This window comes from Streptomyces sp. NPDC059142, from assembly GCF_042755665.1.
Classification (GTDB): domain Bacteria; phylum Actinomycetota; class Actinomycetes; order Streptomycetales; family Streptomycetaceae; genus Streptomyces.
Genome location: NZ_JBHZDA010000059.1, coordinates 17,776 through 37,054, shown reverse-complemented (window position 1 = coordinate 37,054; position 19,279 = coordinate 17,776). Strand labels below are relative to the sequence as shown.

The 19,279-nt window shown below is 71.7% G+C and carries 16 protein-coding genes; all 16 read left to right on the top strand.

All coding sequences use genetic code 11. The annotated features are described in order from the left end of the window. The first annotated feature begins 77 nt into the window (after positions 1–77). A complete protein-coding gene (locus ACFXPK_RS21260) occupies positions 78–1,931 on the top strand; it encodes a DUF5941 domain-containing protein (RefSeq protein ID WP_385077618.1) in 1,854 nt (617 codons plus the stop codon). Beyond that, positions 1,928–2,677, top strand: a complete 750-nt coding sequence (locus tag ACFXPK_RS21255; RefSeq protein WP_385001135.1) for a sugar phosphate nucleotidyltransferase — start codon at positions 1,928–1,930, stop codon at positions 2,675–2,677. Before ACFXPK_RS21260 ends, ACFXPK_RS21255 begins: the two co-directional genes overlap by 4 nt. Beyond that, entirely contained in the window at positions 2,665–3,726 is a 1,062-nt protein-coding gene (locus tag ACFXPK_RS21250; RefSeq protein WP_384917133.1) for an iron-containing alcohol dehydrogenase family protein, read from the top strand. The genes ACFXPK_RS21255 and ACFXPK_RS21250 overlap by 13 nt, the downstream gene beginning before the upstream one ends. Then, positions 3,704–4,489, top strand: a complete 786-nt coding sequence (locus ACFXPK_RS21245; RefSeq protein WP_385001138.1) for a CDP-alcohol phosphatidyltransferase family protein — start codon at positions 3,704–3,706, stop codon at positions 4,487–4,489. The genes ACFXPK_RS21250 and ACFXPK_RS21245 overlap by 23 nt, the downstream gene beginning before the upstream one ends. 5 nt (positions 4,490–4,494) lie before the next feature. Continuing rightward, positions 4,495–5,367, top strand: a complete 873-nt coding sequence (locus ACFXPK_RS21240) for a glycosyltransferase family 2 protein (protein WP_385077615.1) — start codon at positions 4,495–4,497, stop codon at positions 5,365–5,367. A 98-nt stretch (positions 5,368–5,465) separates the two neighbouring features. Then, positions 5,466–6,395, top strand: coding sequence for an ABC transporter permease (locus tag ACFXPK_RS21235; protein WP_385001141.1), 930 nt, complete (start codon positions 5,466–5,468; stop codon positions 6,393–6,395). Continuing rightward, positions 6,388–7,173, top strand: coding sequence for an ABC transporter ATP-binding protein (locus tag ACFXPK_RS21230; protein WP_385001144.1), 786 nt, complete (start codon positions 6,388–6,390; stop codon positions 7,171–7,173). The genes ACFXPK_RS21235 and ACFXPK_RS21230 overlap by 8 nt, the downstream gene beginning before the upstream one ends. A gap of 396 nt (positions 7,174–7,569) precedes the next feature. Then, positions 7,570–8,490, top strand: a complete 921-nt coding sequence (gene hpnC, locus ACFXPK_RS21225; protein WP_385001147.1) for a squalene synthase HpnC — start codon at positions 7,570–7,572, stop codon at positions 8,488–8,490. Then, a complete protein-coding gene (hpnD, locus tag ACFXPK_RS21220) occupies positions 8,487–9,437 on the top strand; it encodes a presqualene diphosphate synthase HpnD (RefSeq protein ID WP_385077589.1) in 951 nt (316 codons plus the stop codon). The genes hpnC and hpnD overlap by 4 nt, the downstream gene beginning before the upstream one ends. Positions 9,438–9,585: 148 nt before the next feature. After that, the gene (gene hpnE / locus ACFXPK_RS21215) at positions 9,586–10,971 is read left to right on the top strand and encodes a hydroxysqualene dehydroxylase HpnE (protein ID WP_385077586.1); all 1,386 of its coding nucleotides are present in this window, start codon (positions 9,586–9,588) and stop codon (positions 10,969–10,971) included. After that, positions 10,968–12,083, top strand: a complete 1,116-nt coding sequence (locus ACFXPK_RS21210; RefSeq protein WP_385001156.1) for a polyprenyl synthetase family protein — start codon at positions 10,968–10,970, stop codon at positions 12,081–12,083. Before hpnE ends, ACFXPK_RS21210 begins: the two co-directional genes overlap by 4 nt. Positions 12,084–12,185: 102 nt before the next feature. Beyond that, entirely contained in the window at positions 12,186–14,201 is a 2,016-nt protein-coding gene (gene shc / locus ACFXPK_RS21205) for a squalene--hopene cyclase (RefSeq protein WP_385077583.1), read from the top strand. Further along, complete coding sequence (locus ACFXPK_RS21200) at positions 14,201–14,857, top strand: 1-hydroxy-2-methyl-2-butenyl 4-diphosphate reductase (RefSeq protein ID WP_385001162.1); 657 nt, start codon at positions 14,201–14,203, stop codon at positions 14,855–14,857. Before shc ends, ACFXPK_RS21200 begins: the two co-directional genes overlap by 1 nt. A 5-nt stretch (positions 14,858–14,862) precedes the next feature. Then, positions 14,863–15,882 (top strand): adenosyl-hopene transferase HpnH, encoded by a 1,020-nt coding sequence (hpnH, locus tag ACFXPK_RS21195; RefSeq protein WP_385001165.1) that lies wholly within the window; start codon positions 14,863–14,865, stop codon positions 15,880–15,882. A 90-nt stretch (positions 15,883–15,972) separates the two neighbouring features. Beyond that, complete coding sequence (dxs, locus tag ACFXPK_RS21190; RefSeq protein WP_385077579.1) at positions 15,973–17,859, top strand: 1-deoxy-D-xylulose-5-phosphate synthase; 1,887 nt, start codon at positions 15,973–15,975, stop codon at positions 17,857–17,859. Continuing rightward, on the top strand, positions 17,856–19,271 hold the full coding sequence (locus ACFXPK_RS21185; protein ID WP_385000991.1) for an aspartate aminotransferase family protein: 1,416 nt from the start codon (positions 17,856–17,858) through the stop codon (positions 19,269–19,271). The genes dxs and ACFXPK_RS21185 overlap by 4 nt, the downstream gene beginning before the upstream one ends. Positions 19,272–19,279: the final 8 nt, after the last annotated feature.

The following is a 19,279-nucleotide window of genomic DNA, read 5'->3' as shown; positions in this document are numbered from 1 at the left end:
TGCCGACGTGCCGCCACCCGGATCCCGGGGCCTGCCGCCGCGCACCCAGCCCTGTCAGTGTCAAGGAGTGAGTTCGTCTGCCGACCGCCATCCTCACCGGTGCTCCGGTACCCGGATCGCCGCTCGAAGGCGATCTGCGGTCCCTGGGCTTCGACGTACGGACCGCACCCGGCGCCGAGGAGGCCCGGAGCCTGCTGGCCGCGGCCCCCGCGTCGGAGCGCGTCGCACTCGTCGACGCCCGCTTCGTCGGCCATGTCCACGCCCTGCGCCTGGCCCTGACCGATCCCCGCTTCCCCGCCGCCGCGGTGCCCGGGGCGCTCACCGCCCAGCCCGCGGCCCGGGGCGCGCTGCTGAGCGCGCTCACGGCAGCGGACCCCTCCGGCGCGGCCGACGAGCCCCTGGCCGACCGGGCCGCCACCGCGCTCGACGCCGCGGGCACCACCGTCACCCGCCCCGAGCTGGGGTCGCTCGTCGCCGCCGTACCCGCCGACGCGTCCGCCCGCGAACAGGCGGGCAAGGACGTCGCCGCCGTCGACGACGAGGCCGTACGGCTGCGCTCCGCGGTGAAGGCCCGCGACGGCTTCTTCACCACGTTCTGCATCAGCCCCTACTCCCGCTACCTCGCGCGCTGGTGCGCCCGCCGGGGTCTCACCCCCAACCAGGTCACCACCGCCTCGCTGGTCACCGCCCTGATCGCGGCGGCCTGCGCGGCCACCGGCACCCGCGGCGGCTATGTCGCCGCCGGGGCGCTGCTGCTCTTCTCCTTCGTCCTGGACTGCACCGACGGGCAGCTCGCCCGCTACTCGCTCCAGTACTCCACGATGGGCGCCTGGCTCGACGCGACCTTCGACCGGGCCAAGGAGTACGCGTACTACGCGGGCCTCGCCCTCGGCGCGGCCCGGGGCGGCGACGACGTCTGGGCGCTCGCGCTCGGCGCGATGGTCCTCCAGACCTGCCGCCATGTCGTGGACTTCTCGTTCAACGAGGCGAACGTCGACAGTACGGCGGTGAACGGGGGCGGCAAGGCCGTCGTCGGCACCCCCACCGCCGCGCTCTCCAGCAGGCTCGACAGCGTCGGCTGGACCGTCTGGGTACGCCGCATGATCGTGCTGCCGATCGGTGAGCGCTGGGCGATGATCGCCGTGCTGACCGCCCTGACCACGCCCCGGATCGTCTTCTACGCGCTCCTCGTCGGCTGCGGCTTCGCCGCCTGCTACACCACCGCGGGACGCGTCCTGCGCTCGGTGACCCGCAAGGCGGTGCGGACCGACCGGGCCGCCGGCGCCCTCGCGGACCTCGCCGACTCGGGACCGCTCGCCGAACTCGTCGCCCGCGCGCTGCGGCGTCCGGCCCGCGCGCTCCCCGGGGCGCTGCCGTTCCTGATCGCCCTGGCCGGCGGCGTCACGGTCGTCGCCGCCGCGGCCTTCGGTCCGCTGGGGACCACGGGCTCCGGCGCACCGCGCTTCGACGCCGCCGTGCTCCTGGGCGGCGCCCTGGTGTACGTGCTGACCTCGGGGTTCGCCGTCGCCCGCCGGATGGGCGGCGCGCTCGACTGGCTCATACCGCCGGTCTTCCGGGCGGCCGAGTACGGCACCGTCCTGGTCCTCGCCGCCCGCGCCGACCTCCCCGGCGCCCTGCCCGCGGCGTTCGGGCTGGTGGCGGCCGTCGCCTACCATCACTACGACTCGGTGTACCGCATCCGCGGCGGCACCGGCGCCCCGCCCCGAGGGCTCGTCCGGGCGCTCGGCGGCCACGAGGGCCGCACGCTGCTGGTCGCCCTGTGCGCCGTCCTCTCCACCCGCGCCTTCGACTTCCCGCTGGAACTGACGGTGCTCGCCGTCGCCGTGGCGCTGATCGCGCTCGTGGAGTCCATCCGGTTCTGGGTGTCCTCCGGAGCCCCCGCCGTACACGACGAAGGAGAACCCGCATGATCGGCCTCGTACTCGCAGCCGGAGCAGGACGGCGTCTGCGCCCCTACACCGACACGCTGCCCAAGGCCCTCGTGCCGGTCGACCCGGCGGGCGAGGGCACCACCACCGTCCTCGACCTGACCCTGGGCAACTTCGCCGAGGTCGGACTGGACGAGGCCGCGATCGTCGTCGGCTACCGCAAGGAGGCCGTGTACGAGCGCAAGGCCGCCCTGGAGCAGAAGTACGGGCTCAAGATCACCCTCGTCGACAACGACAAGGCCGAGGAGTGGAACAACGCCTACTCCCTCTGGTGCGCCCGGGACATCCTGGCGCGCGGGGTGATCCTCGCCAACGGCGACACCGTCCACCCCGTCTCCGTCGAGAAGACGCTGCTCGCCGCGCGCGGCGAGGGCCGCAGGATCATCCTCGCCCTCGACACGGTCAAGTCCCTCGCGGACGAGGAGATGAAGGTCATCACCGACGGTGACCGGGGCGTACGCCGGATCACCAAGCTGATGGACCCGGCCACCGCCACCGGCGAGTACATCGGGGTCACCCTGATCGAGCCCGAGGCCGCCGCCGATCTCGCGGACGCCCTCAAGGCCACCTTCGAGAAGGACCCCGACCTCTACTACGAGGACGGCTACCAGGAGCTGGTGAACCGCGGCTTCACCCTCGACGTCGCGCCCATCGGGGACATCCCCTGGGTCGAGATCGACAACCACGCCGACCTCGCGAAGGGCCGTGAGATCGCGTGCCAGTACTGACCCGGCTCATCCCGTCGCCGGTCGTCGTGGACATCAGGCCCGGCGCCATGGACGATCTCGCCGGGCTCCTCGCCGACCAGCGGATCTCCAGCTCGGGCAAGCTCTCCATCGCCGTCAGCGGCGGCTCGGGCCAGGCGCTGCGCGAACGGCTCGCGCCGGTGCTGCCCGACGCCGACTGGTACGCGGTGGCCGACGGCACGATCGACTCGGCGGTCCGGCTCGCCGACGACATCAAGGGCAAGCGGTACGACGCCGTGGTGGGCCTCGGCGGCGGCAAGATCATCGACGTGGCGAAGTACGCGGCGGCCCGGGTCGGGCTGCCCATGGTGGCCGTCGCCACCAACCTCTCGCACGACGGCATCTGCTCGCCGGTCTCCATCCTCGACAACGACAACGGCCGCGGCTCGTACGGCGTCCCGACGCCCATCGCCATGGTCGTCGACCTCGACGTCATCCGGGACGCGCCGGTCCGCTTCGTCCGCTCCGGCATCGGGGACGCGGTCTCCAACATCTCGGCCATCGCGGACTGGGAGCTGTCCCACCGGGTCAACGGCGAGCCGGTCGACGGACTGGCCGCCGCCATGGCCCGTACCGCGGGCGAAGCCGTGCTGCGCCACCCCGGCGGGGTCGGCGACGACGAGTTCCTCACCGTGCTCGCCGAGGCGCTGGTCCTCTCCGGCATCGCCATGTCGATCAGCGGGGACACCCGCCCCTCGTCCGGCGCCTGCCACGAGATCAGCCACGCCTTCGACCTCCTCTACCCGGGGCGCTCCGCGCTCCACGGCGAACAGGTCGGCTTCGGTGCCGCCTTCGCCATGCGGCTGCGCGGCGCCGAGGAGGAGTCACTGCTGTTCACCGAGGTGCTGCGGCGCCACGGCCTGCCCGTGCTGCCCGAGGAGATCGGCTTCACCGTCGACGAGTTCGTACGGGCCGTCGCCTACGCGCCGCAGACCCGGCCGGGCCGTTTCACCATCCTTGAGCACCTCGACCTGTCCACCGACCAGATCAGGGACGCGTACGCCGACTATGCCTCGACCCTCAGTAGCTGAACTCCGCCCGGTCGTCCACCCGGAAGGAGTGAAGGACCGGCGCAGTGGTGAGCACTGGGCGGGACGTCTGTACATGCGGGAAATCTCGCTGCACATCGACCCGTACCTGGTGAACACCCGGATCACGCCCAACCAGCTCACCTACCTCATGGTGGTCGTGGGGATCATCGGCGGCGCCGCGCTGCTGCTGCCCGGACTGCCCGGGGCGATCCTCGCGGTCGTCCTCTTCCAGATCTACCTGCTGCTCGACTGCGTCGACGGCGAGGTGGCCCGCTGGCGCGGACAGACCTCCATCACCGGCGTCTACCTCGACCGGATCGGCCACTATCTCTGCGAGGCCGCGCTGCTGGTCGGCTTCGGGGTGCGCGGCGCCGACGTGTTCCACCAGAACGGCGCCTCCACCAACTGGCTGTGGGCCTTCCTCGGCACGCTCGCCGCGCTCGGCGCGATCCTGATCAAGGCCGAGACCGACCTGGTGGACGTGGCCAGGCAGCGCAGCGGACTGCCCGCCGTCAAGGACGAGGCGTCCGTGCCGCGCTCCTCCGGGCTCGCACTGGCCCGCCGCGCCGCCGCCATGCTCAAGTTCCACCGGCTCGTCGGCGGTATCGAGGCCAGCCTCTTCATCCTCGTGGTGGCGATCCTCGACCAGATCAACGGCGATCTGTTCTTCAGCCGGCTCGGCATCGCCGTCCTCGCCGGGATCGCCCTGCTCCAGACCCTGCTCCACCTGGTCTCCATCCTGGCGTCCAGCAGGCTGAGGTGACCGACGTGCGGCTCGGCGCGGTGATCATCACGATGGGTGACCGCCCCGGCGACCTGCGTGCGCTGCTCGACTCCGTCGTCCGTCAGGACGGCGACCCCGTCGAGATCGTCGTGGTCGGGAACGGTGCCCCGGTGGGCGCCGTTCCGCCCGGCGTACGGACCGTGGAGGTGCCGGAGAACCTGGGCATCCCCGGCGGCCGCAACATCGGCATCGAGGCGTTCGGCCCGGCCGGCTCCGACGTGGACGTCCTGCTCTTCCTGGACGACGACGGACTGCTGCCCAGGACCGACACGGCCACGCTGATCCGCGACGCCTTCGCCGCCGACCCCGTCCTCGGGATCGTGAGCTTCCGGATCACCGACCCGGAGACCGGGCTCACCCAGCGCAGACACGTGCCCCGGCTGCGCGCCTCCGACCCGCTGCGCTCCTCCCGCGTGACGACCTTCCTGGGCGGCGCCAGCGCCGTACGGACGAAGGTCCTCGCGGAGGTCGGCCCGCTGCCCGAGGACTTCTTCTACGCCCATGAGGAGACCGATCTCGCCTGGCGGGCCCTGGACGCCGGGTGGATGATCGACTACCGCTCCGACATGGTGCTGAACCACCCGACGATGCCGCCGTCCCGGCACGCCGTCTACCACCGCATGGTGGCCCGGAACCGGGTCTGGCTGGCCCGCCGTAACCTCCCCGCCCCCGTTGTCCCCCTCTATCTCGGCGTATGGCTGCTGCTCACCCTGGTACGACGTCCGTCCCGGCCCGCTCTCGCGGCGTGGTTCGGCGGGTTCCGGGAAGGCTGGGCGACGCCGTGCGGTCCGCGGCGTCCCATGAAGTGGCGTACGGTATGGCGGCTGACCCGGCTGGGCCGACCGCCTGTCATCTGACAAGCTCAGTTCTGAGAGCATCGGGTCAATCCCCGGGGCCTGGCCGCCCGCGCCTGTGCCCGACCGGCTGCGCATCTTGAACACGAAAGTTTCAACTTGTGAGTGACACAACCCATGAGGGTGCGATCGCTGTGAGCGCCCCCCCGTCGCCCGACGACGGTCTGTCTGCGGCGGAGCTCGCCGCCAAGTACGGCCTGTCGGTGAGCGGTGCCCGGCCAGGGCTGCGCGACTACGTCCGGCAGCTCTGGGGCCGTCGGCACTTCATCCTGGCGTTCTCCCAGGCGAAGCTCACGGCCCAGTACAGCCAGGCGAAGCTCGGGCAGCTCTGGCAGGTGGCGACCCCGCTGCTGAACGCGGCCGTCTACTACCTGATCTTCGGGCTGATCCTCCAGACCAAGCGGGGCATCCCGCAGGAGGTCTTCGTCCCGTTCCTGGTCACCGGCGTCTTCGTCTTCACCTTCACCCAGAGCTCGGTGATGGCCGGGGTCCGCGCCATCTCCGGGAATCTGGGGCTCGTCCGGGCCCTGCACTTCCCCCGGGCGTCGCTGCCGGTCTCCTTCTCCCTCCAGCAGCTCCAGCAACTCCTCTTCTCCATGGTCGTGCTGGTCACCGTGGCGGTCATCTTCGGGAGTTACCCGAGCCTGAGCTGGCTGCTGGTGCTGCCCGCCCTGGCGCTCCAGTTCCTCTTCAACACCGGTCTGGCGCTGATCATGGCGCGCCTGGGCAGCAAGACACCCGACCTGGCCCAGCTCATGCCCTTCGTGATGCGTACGTGGATGTACGCGTCGGGCGTGATGTTCTCCATCCCGATCATGCTCCAGGGCAAGCCGGGGTGGATCGCCGACGTGCTCCAGTACAACCCGGCCGCGATCTACATGGATCTGGTCCGGTTCGCGCTGATCGACGGCTACGGCTCGGAGAATCTGCCCGCGCACGTCTGGCTCGTCGCACTGGCCTGGTCCGTGCTGCTGGGCGCCGTCGGTTTCGTGTATTTCTGGAAGGCTGAGGAGCGGTACGGCCGTGGCTGAGGACAACAACCAAGGACGCATCCCCACGGTCATCGCCGACGACGTGCACATCGTGTACCGCGTCAACGGCGGCAGCGGTGGCAAGGGCAGCGCGACCGCGGCGCTGAGCCGCATACTCCGCCGCGACAAGGGGGAGTCGCGGGGCGTCCGCAAGGTCCACGCCGTCCGGGGCGTCACCTTCACCGCGTACCGCGGCGAGGCGATCGGCCTGATCGGCACCAACGGTTCCGGCAAGTCGACCCTGCTGCGCGCCATCGCGGGGCTGCTGCCCGCCGAGAGCGGCAAGGTCTACACCGACGGCCAGCCGTCCCTGCTCGGCGTCAACGCCGCGCTGATGAACGATCTGACCGGTGAACGCAACGTCATCCTGGGCGGTCTGGCCATGGGGATGTCGCGTGAGCAGATCCGTGAGCGCTACCAGTCGATCGTCGACTTCTCCGGCATCAACGAGAAGGGCGACTTCATCACGCTCCCGATGCGTACGTACTCCTCGGGCATGGCCGCCCGGCTGCGGTTCTCCATCGCCGCCGCCAAGGACCATGACGTACTGATGATCGACGAGGCCCTGGCCACCGGGGACCGCAAGTTCCAGATCCGCTCCGAGCAGCGGATCCGTGAGCTGCGCAAGGAGGCCGGCACGGTCTTCCTCGTCAGTCACAGCAACAAGTCGATCAGGGACACCTGCGACCGGGTGCTGTGGCTGGAGAAGGGCGAGCTGCTGATGGACGGCCCGACCGACGAGGTCATCAAGGCGTACGAGAAGGAGACCGGCAAGTAGGCCCGGCCGCCCGAGAGGTACGGCAACGCCCCCGCCACAGCGATCGGACGGGGGCGTTGTCATGGCACGAACCGATCACCCTGGGTCAAAGATCGGTCAAGTCCGGTGAGTCAGGGGAAGGTTGGCGGGTATGGCCACGTTGTTGTCATACGACCAACACCCCGGCGTGTTCCTCCGGGTTGTACAACGTAAGCTGGGCCGGGCCGATTCGCGGCAAGTGGGGCGATACCCCTGGGCGACCCGGCTGTCAGCGGGCCTCGGGTACTGGGAGGCACGGGCGGCGTGTCCGAAATGGGATGTATTGGGTCGGCAGTGTAGAACGGGAGATGTGACGGCAATGACGGAAAATCTCCAGCTCCGCGAGGATTCCGCCGTCCGCGTAACGGGTAGCGCACGGTGACGGGCGTCCCGGACGCGCGCCCCGACCACGCCTCGCGCGCCACGCTCGGCAAGGCCGCGGACGAGAACTTCCCCGTGGCCCCCTTCTTCCTTCCGCGCGCCTGGCGCGACGACCTGATGGCCGTGTACGGATACGCCCGCCTCGTCGACGACATCGGTGACGGCGACCTCGCCCCCGGCGGCGCCGACGCCCGCCACCTGGGCGTCGCCCCCGCGCTCGCCGACGACAGGACCGCCGTGCTCGACGCCTTCGAGACCGACCTGCGGCGGGTCTTCGACCCCGACGGCCCCGCGCCCGGCCACCCGCTGCTGCGCGCCCTGATCCCGACCGTACGGCGCCGCTCCCTGCCTCCCGAGCCGTTCCTCGGACTGATCGGGGCCAACCGCCAGGACCAGGTGGTGCGGCGGTACGAGACCTACGACGACCTGCTCGCCTACTGCGAACTCTCCGCCAACCCGGTCGGCCGCCTCGTCCTCGGGATCACCGGCACCGCGACCCCCGAGCGGCTGCGCCGCTCCGACGCCGTCTGCACGGCGCTCCAGATCGTCGAACACCTCCAGGACGTGACCGAGGACCTCGGCCGCGACCGGATCTACCTCCCCGCCGAGGACATGAAACGTTTCCGTGTCACCGAGGCGGACCTGGCCGCTCCCACCGCGAACGCCTCCGTACGTTCCCTGGTCGCCCACGAGGCCGAACGCGCCCGCCTGCTGCTGGACGAAGGCACCGCCCTGGTGGGCAGCGTCCACGGCAGGCTCCGTCTCCTCCTCGCCGGATTTGTGGCGGGCGGGCGCGCCGCCCTCGCTTCGATCGCGGCGGCCGGGCACGATGTGCTCCCCGGGCCGCCCAAACCCACCACGCCGCGTCTGCTGCGCGAAGTGGGAGCTGTCTTGCGAAGTGCGCACAGAGAGGGGTGAGCCGGAACGTGGAGGGACAGACGCCCATGTCCGCGCCGGTACTGGCGGCCTACAGCTACTGCGAGGCCGTCACCGGTCAGCAGGCCCGTAATTTCGCCTACGGCATCAGGCTGCTGCCGACCGACAAGCGGCAGGCCATGTCCGCGCTGTACGCCTTCTCCCGGAGGGTGGACGACATCGGGGACGGCACGCTCGCGCCGGAGGCCAAGCAGACCCGGCTCGAAGAGACCCGGGCGCTGCTGGACCGGGTGAGGGCCGGCGAGGTGGACGACGACGACACCGACCCCGTGGCGGTCGCCGTCGCGGACACGGCACGCCGCTTCCCGGTGCCCCTCGACGGGCTCGACGAGCTGATCGACGGCGTCCTCATGGACGTCAGGGGCGACACCTACGAGACCTGGGACGACCTCAAGGTCTACTGCCGGTGCGTCGCGGGCGCCATCGGCCGGGTCTCCCTCGGTGTCTTCGGCACCGCGCCCGGCGCCCCCGGGGCCGAGCGCGCCGCAGAGTACGCCGACACGCTGGGGCTCGCCCTCCAGCTCACCAACATCCTCCGGGACGTCCGCGAGGACGCGGGCAACGGCCGGACGTACCTGCCCGCCGACGACCTCGCCAAGTTCGGCTGCTCCGCCGGGTTCCGCAGCGCCACCCCGGCGCCGGACGCCGACTTCGCCGGACTGGTCCACTTCGAGGTCCGCCGCGCCCGCGCGCTCTTCGCCGAGGGCTACCGGCTGCTGCCCATGCTCGACCGGCGCAGCGGCGCCTGTGTCGCCGCCATGGCCGGCATCTACCGCCGGCTGCTCGACCGTATCGAGCGCGACCCCGGGGCCGTGCTCCGCGGCCGGGTCTCGCTCCCCGGCCACGAGAAGGCGTACGTCGCCGTGCGCGGCCTCTCCGGTCTCGACGCCAGGACCATCTCCCGGCAGGCCGTCAGGAGGCGCGGCTGATGCGGGAGCCGAGACCGGTCGCCCCCGCCCCTTCGTACGGATGTCCGTACGAAGGATGCTCAACCTCGAACGGACATGACGCGTCCCTGACTGCGGAGGGCTCGGCGGGACCGAACCGCCCGACGGGTCCGGCGACAAGGGGGAACGCATGACGACGGCCGACGGAGGCCGGGTCCGCCGTGCCGTGGTGGTCGGCGGCGGACTCGCCGGGATGACCGCGGCCCTCCACCTCGCCGACGCGGGGGTGGCCGTGACCCTCCTCGAAGGCAGGCCGCGCCTCGGCGGACTCGCCTTCTCCTTCCGCCGCGGCGACCTCACCGTCGACAACGGCCAGCACGTCTACCTGCGCTGCTGCACCGCGTACCGCTGGTTCCTCGACCGGGTGGACGGCGCCGCGCTCGCCCCCCTCCAGGACCGGCTCGACGTGCCCGTCCTCGACGTCGGCCGTGAGCGGCCCCGGCTCGGCCGGATCCGCCGCACCGCCCTGCCCGTACCGCTGCACCTCGCGCCCGGCCTCGCCGCGTACCCGCACCTCTCGCTCGCCGAGCGTGCCTCCGTCGCCCGCGCCGCCTTCGCGCTCCAGCGGCTCGACCTCACGGACCCGGCGCTGGACGGCACCGACTTCGCCACCTGGCTCCACCGCCACGGACAGTCGGCCCGTACCGTCGAAGCCCTCTGGGACCTCGTCGGGGTGGCCACCCTCAACGCGACCGCGCCGAACGCCTCCCTGGCGCTCGCCGCGATGGTCTTCAAGACCGGGCTGCTCTCCGAACCCGGCGCCGCCGACATCGGCTGGTCCCACGTCCCGCTCGGCGACGTGCACGACACCCTCGCCCGCAAGGCGCTGGACGCCGCCGGCGTACGGACCGGGACGCGCGCCCGGGTCGGCGGGGTCTCCCGCGCCGACGGCGGCGGCTGGCACGTCGACCTGGACGGCGAACGGCTCGACGCGGACGCCGTCGTCCTCGCCGTACCCCAGCGCGAGGCCCACGCCCTGCTGCCCGAGGGCGCGCTCGACGCCCCCGACCGGCTGCTGGACATCGCCACCGCGCCCATCCTCAACCTCCACGTCGTGTACGGCCGCCGGGTACTGCGCCGCCCGTTCTTCGCCGCGCTGGGCTCGCCCGTCCAGTGGGTCTTCGACCGCACGCACGCCTCGGGACTGACGGACGGCCAGTACCTGGCGGTCTCCCAGTCCGCCGCCCAGGACGAGATCGACACCCCGGTCGCGGAGCTGCGGGCGCGCTACCTCCCCGAGCTGGAACGCCTCCTGCCCGCCGCGCGCGGCGCGGAGGTACGGGACTTCTTCGTCACCCGGGAGCGGACGGCCACGTTCGCCCCCACCCCCGGCGTGGAACGGCTCCGCCCGGCGGTCCGCACCCGAGCCCCCGGCCTCTTCCTGGCCGGCGCATGGACCGCCACCGGCTGGCCCGCGACGATGGAAGGCGCGGTGCGGAGCGGTCTCGACGCCGCGGGCGCCGCTCTCCCCGCACTCGGTCACCGCCATCACCACCCCTTGCAGGAGGCGGCATGAGCCCGAGTACTGCACCGACGAGTACTGGAACAAGAGGAGAGACCGTGCCGACCGTGCCCCCGGCCCACCCGGTTGTCGACACCGCGGACGTCCACGCGCTGCTGGAGCGGGGGCGGACCCTGTCCACCCCCGTCCTGCGCGCCGCCGTCGACCGGCTGGCCGCCCCCATGGACACCGTCGCCGCCTACCACTTCGGCTGGATCGACGCCGAGGGCCGCCCCGCCGACGGCGACGGCGGCAAGGCCGTCCGCCCCGCGCTCGCCCTGCTCTCCGCGGAAGCGGCGGGCGCCGCCCCCGAGAAGGGCGTGCCCGGCGCCGTCGCCGTGGAACTCGTCCACAACTTCTCGCTGCTGCACGACGACCTGATGGACGGCGACGAGCAGCGCCGCCACCGCGACACGGTGTGGAAGGTGCACGGCCCCGCGCAGGCCATCCTCGTCGGGGACGCGCTGTTCGCGCTGGCCAACGAGGTGCTGCTGGAGCTGGGCACCGTCGAGGCGGGCCGCGCCACCCGCCGGCTGACCACCGCCACCCGCAAGCTGATCGACGGCCAGGCCCAGGACATCTCCTACGAGCACCGCGAGCGGGTCACCGTCGAGGAGTGCCTGGAGATGGAGGGCAACAAGACCGGCGCGCTGCTCGCCTGCGCCGTCTCCGTCGGCGCGGTCCTCGGCGGCGCCGACGACCGCACGGCCGACACCCTGGAGTCGTACGGACACCACCTCGGTCTCGCCTTCCAGGCCGTCGACGACCTGCTGGGCATCTGGGGCGACCCGGAGGCCACCGGCAAGCAGACCTGGAGCGACCTGCGCCAGCGCAAGAAGTCCCTGCCGGTCGTCGCCGCGCTCGCCGCGGAAGGACCGGCCTCCCGGCGGCTGGGCGAACTGCTCGCCGCCGACGCCAAGAGCACCGACTTCGAGCACTTCTCCGAGGAGGAGTTCGCGACCAGGGCGGCGCTCATCGAGGAGGCGGGGGGCCGCGAGTGGACCTCCCAGGAGGCCCGCAGGCAGCAGGCCATCGCCATCGAGGCCCTGAACCACGTGGACATGCCGGAAAAGATCCGCGCGCAGCTCGTCGCACTCGCGGACTTCGTCGTCGTACGAAAGAGATGATCACCATTCCCATATGACCGCAGTCGCCGTCCCGCGCCACCGGCAACGGACGACGGAGACCCCAGGCACAGCAGAAGAACACCACTGCACGAAGGGGAAGCCATGACAGCGACGACCGACGGAAGCACCGGGGCCCTGGGACCCCGCGCAGCCTCGGCCAGCGGACCGACCGACACCACCACTCTCCCCGCCGCGGGCGGTGACCTCCGGGTCGCCGCCGAGCGGGCCACCGCACGATCCGTCGAGCACCTGCTCGGCCGGCAGGACGCCCAGGGGTGGTGGAAAGGGGATCTGGCCACCAACGTGACGATGGACGCCGAGGATCTGCTGCTCCGTCAGTTCCTGGGCGTGCAGGACCCCCGTACCACCGAGGCGGCGGCCCTCTTCATCCGCGGCGAACAGAGCGCCGACGGCACCTGGGCCACCTTCCACGAAGGCCCTCCCGAACTCTCCGCCACCATCGAGGCCTATGTCGCCCTGCGACTGGCCGGGGACCGGCCCGACGACCCGCACATGGCGCGCGCCTCCCAGTGGGTACGGGACAACGGCGGGATCGCCGCGAGCCGGGTCTTCACCCGGATCTGGCTGGCCCTCTTCGGCTGGTGGAAGTGGGACGACCTCCCCGAACTGCCCCCCGAACTGATCTTCCTGCCCAAGTGGTTCCCGCTCAACATCTACGACTTCGGCTGCTGGGCGCGGCAGACCATCGTGCCCCTCACCATCGTCTCCGCGAAGCGGCCCGTACGGCCCGCCCCCTTCGCCCTCGACGAACTCCACGCCGACGCGGCCCGCCCCCGCCCCCACCGGCCGCTCGCCCCCGTGACGAGCTGGGACGGCGCCTTCCAGCGGCTCGACAGAGCCCTGCACGCCTACCACCGCTTCGCCCCGCGCCTGCTGCGCCGCACCGCGATGAACGCCGCCGCGCGCTGGATCATCGAACGGCAGGAGAACGACGGCTGCTGGGGCGGGATCCAGCCGCCCGCCGTCTACTCGGTCATCGCCCTGCACCTGCTCGGCTACGACCTCGACCACCCCGTCATGCGCGCCGGACTCGAATCGCTCGACCGGTTCGCCGTCCGGCGCGAGGACGGCGCCCGGATGATCGAGGCGTGCCAGTCCCCGGTCTGGGACACCTGCCTCGCCACCATCGCCCTCGCCGACGCCGGACTCAGCCCGGACCACCCGGCCCTGGTCAAGGCCGCCGACTGGATGCTCGGCGAACAGATCGTCCGCCCCGGCGACTGGTCGGTACGCAGACCCGGACTCGTCCCCGGCGGCTGGGCGTTCGAGTTCCACAACGACAACTACCCCGACATCGACGACACCGCAGAGGTCATCCTCGCGCTGCGCCGCGTCGGCCACCCCGACCCCGACCGGCTCGACGCGGCCGTCGACCGCGGCACCCGGTGGAACCTCGGCATGCAGTCGCGCAACGGGGCCTGGGGCGCCTTCGACGCCGACAACACCAGCCCGTTCCCCAACCGGCTGCCCTTCTGCGACTTCGGCGAGGTCATCGACCCGCCCTCCGCCGACGTGACCGCCCACGTCGTCGAGATGCTCGCCTACGAAGGCAAGTCCCACCACCCCGCCACCCGGCGCGGCGTCGAGTGGCTGCTCGCCGAACAGGAGACCACCGGCGCCTGGTTCGGCCGCTGGGGCGTCAACTACGTCTACGGCACCGGAGCGGTGGTGCCCGCCCTCACCGCCGCCGGACTGCCGCCCTCGCACCCCGCGATCCGGCGCGCCGTCGCCTGGCTCGAATCCGTCCAGAACGAGGACGGCGGCTGGGGCGAGGACCTGCGCTCCTACCGTGAGGAGGAGTGGATCGGGCACGGCGCCACCACCGCCTCCCAGACCGCCTGGGCGCTCCTCGCGCTCCTCGCGGCGGGGGAACACGGCGGCCAGTCCGTCGAACGGGGCATCGCCTCGCTCGCGGCGACCCAGCGCGAGGACGGTTCCTGGGACGAGCCGTACTTCACGGGCACCGGCTTCCCGTGGGACTTCTCCATCAACTACCACCTCTACCGGCAGGTCTTCCCGCTGACGGCGCTCGGCCGCTACCTCCACGGGGAGCCGAAGGCCCTCACCACCCGCTCCGGCGTCCGACAGGGCGTCTGATGGAGCGGCCCCCGGGGCCGTCCGCCGGTCCCGGCACACCACTGCTGATCGCCTGCGCGCTCTCCATCGAGCGCGTCGCCCTGCGCGGTTCGGGGAGGGGCGCCGCGGCGGGCCCCGTCACCGTGCTCCGTACGGGCATGGGCCCCAGAAACGCCGAGCGGGCCGTGGCACGCGCGCTCGGCGGGCCCCGGCACGGGGACGCGGCCGTCATCGCCGCCGGATTCTGCGCCGGACTCACCCCGGGGATGAACCCGGGCGACCTGATCGTCGCCGACCAGACCCGCGACCGGTACGGCGCCACCCCCTGCACGGACACCGGCCTCCTCGTGGCGGCCCTGGCCAGGGCCGTACCGGGGCGCACGGTCCACACCGGCCCGCTGACCGGCTCCGACCACGTCGTCCGCGGTCAGGAACGCTCCGCGCTGCGCGCCACGGGGGCGCTCGCGGTCGACATGGAATCCGCCGCCACGCTGCGATGCGCCCTGGCCGCCGGGCCACGCCCGGTTGCGGCCGTCCGGGTGGTCGTGGACGCTCCGGAGCATGAGCTCGTCCGTATCGGCACAGTGCGCGGTGGAATATCAGCCTTCCGTGTTCTTCGTGCCGTCCTCCCAGCTTTCTATGAATGGCACCGTTCTTTGCTGCTCCCCAGGAGGTGAGCTAGATGGCCATGCCACTCCGTCAGACCATCAGGGTCGGGACGTACCTCTTCGAACAGAAGCTCCGTCGGCGTGAGAAGTTTCCGCTCATCGTCGAGCTGGAACCCCTCTTCGCCTGCAATCTGGCGTGCGAGGGCTGCGGCAAGATCCAGCATCCCGCCGGAGTGCTGAAACAGCGCATGCCCGTGGCGCAGGCCGTCGGGGCGGTGCTGGAGTCCGGGGCGCCCATGGTCTCCATCGCCGGCGGCGAACCGCTGATGCACCCCCAGATGGACGAGATCGTCCGGCAGCTCGTGGCCCGCAGGAAGTACGTCTTCCTCTGCACCAACGCCATGCTGCTGCGGAAGAAGATCGAGAAATTCACCCCCTCGCCCTACTTCGCCTTCGCCGTGCACATCGACGGGCTGCGCGAGCGGCACGACGAGTCCGTCGCCAAGGAAGGCGTGTTCGACGAGGCCGTCGCCGCGATCAAGGAGGCCAAGCGGCGCGGATTCCGGGTGACCACCAACTCCACCTTCTTCAACACCGACACCCCGCAGACCGTCATCGAGGTGCTCAACTACCTCAACGACGACCTGAAGGTGGACGAGATGATGATCTCGCCCGCCTACGCCTACGAGAAGGCCCCCGACCAGGAACACTTCCTGGGTGTCGAACAGACCCGGGAGCTCTTCAAGAAGTCCTTCGCGGGCGGCAACCGGGCGCGCTGGCGCCTCAACCACTCGCCGCTCTTCCTGGACTTCCTCGAAGGCAAGGCCGACTTCCCCTGCACCGCGTGGGCCATCCCCAACTACTCCCTCTTCGGCTGGCAGCGCCCCTGCTACCTGATGAGCGACGGCTACGTCCCGACGTACCGTCAGCTCATCGAGGAGACCGACTGGACCAAGTACGGCCGCGGCAAGGACCCGCGCTGCGCCAACTGCATGGCGCACTGCGGCTACGAGCCGACCGCCGTCCTCGCCACCATGGGCTCCCTCAAGGAGTCCCTGCGCGCGGCCCGCGAAACGGTCGTCCCGACGCGGTGACGGTCCGACCACGGACGAGCCGGCGGCGGGCGCCCTCGGGTGCTTCCGCCGCCAGAGCGTGAGCGACACGAATCCGAGAGGGGGCCGAGCATGTCCGTCCTGGAACACATCCGGGGGCCGCACGATCTCAAGGCGCTGACGGCGAGCGAACTCGACGAACTGACCGGGGAGATCAGGGCGTTCCTGATCGAGGCGGTGGCGAGGACTGGGGGCCATCTCGGGCCCAACCTCGGGGTGGTGGAGCTGACCGTCGCCCTCCACCGGGCCTTCGACTCGCCCGCCGACCGCATCCTGTGGGACACCGGTCATCAGGCGTACGTCCACAAACTCCTCACCGGCAGGAAGGACTTCTCCAAACTGCGCGGCAAGGGCGGCCTCTCCGGCTACCCCTCCCGCGAGGAGTCCGAGCACGACATCATCGAGAACTCCCACGCCTCCACCGTGCTCGGCTGGGCCGACGGCCTCGCCAAGGCCCGGGACGTGCTCGGCGGCGAGGACCATGTCGTCGCGGTGATCGGGGACGGCGCCCTCACCGGCGGCATGGCCTGGGAGGCGCTGAACAACATCGCCGCCGCCAAGGACCGCCCGCTGATCGTCGTCGTCAACGACAACGAACGCTCGTACGGGCCGACGATCGGCGGCCTCGCCGACCACCTCGCCACGCTCCGCACCACCGACGGCTACGAGAGGTTCCTCGCCTGGGGCAAGGAGGTGCTGCACCACACCCCCGTCGTGGGCCGCCCCCTGTACGGGTCGCTGCACGGGGCGAAGAAGGGGTTCAAGGACGCCTTCGCCCCCCAGGGGATGTTCGAGGACCTCGGCCTCAAGTACGTCGGGCCGATCGACGGCCATGACATCGCCGCCCTGGAGTCCGCCCTCCACCGGGCCAAACGCTTCCACGGTCCCGTACTGGTGCACTGCCTCACCGAGAAGGGCCGCGGCTACGCCCCCGCGCTCCAGGACGACGCGGACCGCTTCCACACCGTCGGCGTGATGGACCCGCTGACCTGCGAGCCGCTGGCGCCCGCCGGGGCCCCCACCTGGACCTCGGTGTTCCGCGACGAGATCGCCGAGATCGGGGAGGAGCGCCCCGACGTCGTGGCGATCACGGCGGCCATGCTGCACCCCGTGGGGCTGACGAAGTTCGCCGAGCGGTTCCCCGACCGGATCTGGGACGTGGGGATCGCCGAACAGCACGCGGCGGTCTCCGCCGCCGGACTCGCCACCGGCGGCCTCCACCCCGTCGTCGCCGTCTACGCGACCTTCCTCAACCGCGCCTTCGACCAGCTCCTGATGGATGTTGCCCTGCACCGCTGCGGGGTGACCTTCGTCCTGGACCGCGCCGGGGTCACCGGGGTGGACGGACCCTCCCACAACGGCATGTGGGACATGTCCATGCTCCAGTGCGTCCCCGGACTGCGGATCGCCGCGCCGCGCGACGCCGGACAACTGCGCGCCCAGCTCCGCGAGGCCGTGGCCGTGGACGACGCGCCGACCGTGGTGCGCTTCCCGAAGGAGGCGGTGGGACCGGAGATCCCCGCCGTCGGGCGCGTCGGCGGCATGGATGTGCTGCGCGGGGCGCCGGACGGCGCCGACGACGTGCTCCTCGTCGCGGTCGGCGCGCTCGCCCCGGTCTGCCTGGACGCCGCCGGGCTCCTCGCGGAGCGCGGCATCGGCTGCACCGTGGTCGACCCGCGCTGGGTCAAACCCGTCGACGAACAGCTCGCACCGCTGGCCGAACGGCACCGGCTGGTCGCGGTCGTGGAGGACAACTGCCGCAGCGGCGGCGTGGGTTCCGCCATTGGCCAGGCGCTCCGGGACGCGGGCGTCGACGTACCGCTGCGTACCTTCGGCATCCCCGAACAGTTCCTGGCGCACGCCAAACGCGGCGAGGTGCTGGCCGACATCGGGCTCACCCCGGTGGAGATCGCCGGACGGATCACCACCGCGCTGACCGGGAAGGAGAGCCCGCGATGAAGGAAACCCCCGAGCCCGCGCCGGCGCCGTCCAAGGGGTTCGACCTCGCGCGGCTGCTCGCGGAGCGCGGCGCCGAGCGCTACGAGCTGCACACCAGACACCTCAACCACCAGCTCCCTCGCATGCTGCACACCATCGGCTTCGACCGGGTCTACGAACGGGCCGAGGGCGCCTACTTCTGGGACGCGGAGGGCAACGACTACCTGGACATGCTCGCGGGCTTCGGGGTGATGGGCCTCGGCCGGCACCACCCCGTCGTACGCAAGGCGCTCCACGACGTCCTCGACGCCTCCCTCGCCGACCTCACCCGCTTCGACTGCCAGCCGCTGCCCGGCCTCCTCGCCGAGAAGCTGCTCGCCCACAGCCCGCACCTGGACCGGGTGTTCTTCGGCAACAGCGGTACGGAAGCCGTCGAGACGGCCCTGAAGTTCGCCCGGTACGCCACCGGCCGCCCCAGGATCCTCTACTGCGGCCACGCCTTCCATGGGCTGACCACCGGCTCGCTCTCCGTCAACGGCGAGGACGGCTTCCGCGACGGCTTCGCGCCGCTGCTGCCCGACACCGCGATCGCGCTCGGCGACCTCGACGCGCTGGAGCGGGAGCTGGCCCGCGGCGATGTGGCCGGACTCATCGTGGAGCCGATCCAGGGCAAGGGCGTCCACGCCGCGCCCCCCGGCTTCCTGCGCGCCGCCCAGGAGCTGCTCCACCGCCACAAGGCGCTGCTCATCGCCGACGAGGTGCAGACCGGCCTCGGCAGGACCGGCGACTTCTACGCGTACCAGCACGAGGAGGGCGTGGAGCCGGACCTCGTCTGCGTCGCGAAGGCCCTCTCCGGCGGTTACGTGCCCGTCGGCGCGACCCTCGGCAAGGACTGGATCTTCCGGCGCGTCTACTCCTCGATGGACCGGGTCCTGGTCCACTCCGCGAGCTTCGGCTCCAACGCCCAGGCCATGGCGGCGGGGCTGGCCGTGCTGTCGGTGCTGGAGGACGAGCAGGTCGTCGCGGGCGCGCGGGCCACCGGCGAGCTGCTCAGATCCCGGCTGGCCGCCCTCGTGGACCGCTACGAGCTGCTGCACGAGGTACGCGGCCGGGGGCTGATGATCGGCATCGAGTTCGGCCGGCCCGACTCGATGCGGCTGCGCGGGCGCTGGGCGATGCTCCAGGCCGCGCGCAAGGGGCTCTTCGCCCAGATGGTCGTCGTACCGCTGCTCCAGAAGCACCGGATCCTCACCCAGGTCTCCGGCGACCATCTCGAAGTGATCAAACTGATTCCGCCCCTGACCATCGGGGAGCGCGAGGTGGACCGCTTCGTGACGGCCTTCACGGCCGTGATGGACGACGCACACGCCGGGGGCGGACTGATGTGGGACTTCGGGAGGACACTGGTGAAGCAGGCCGTCGCCAACCGATAGCCTTTTGC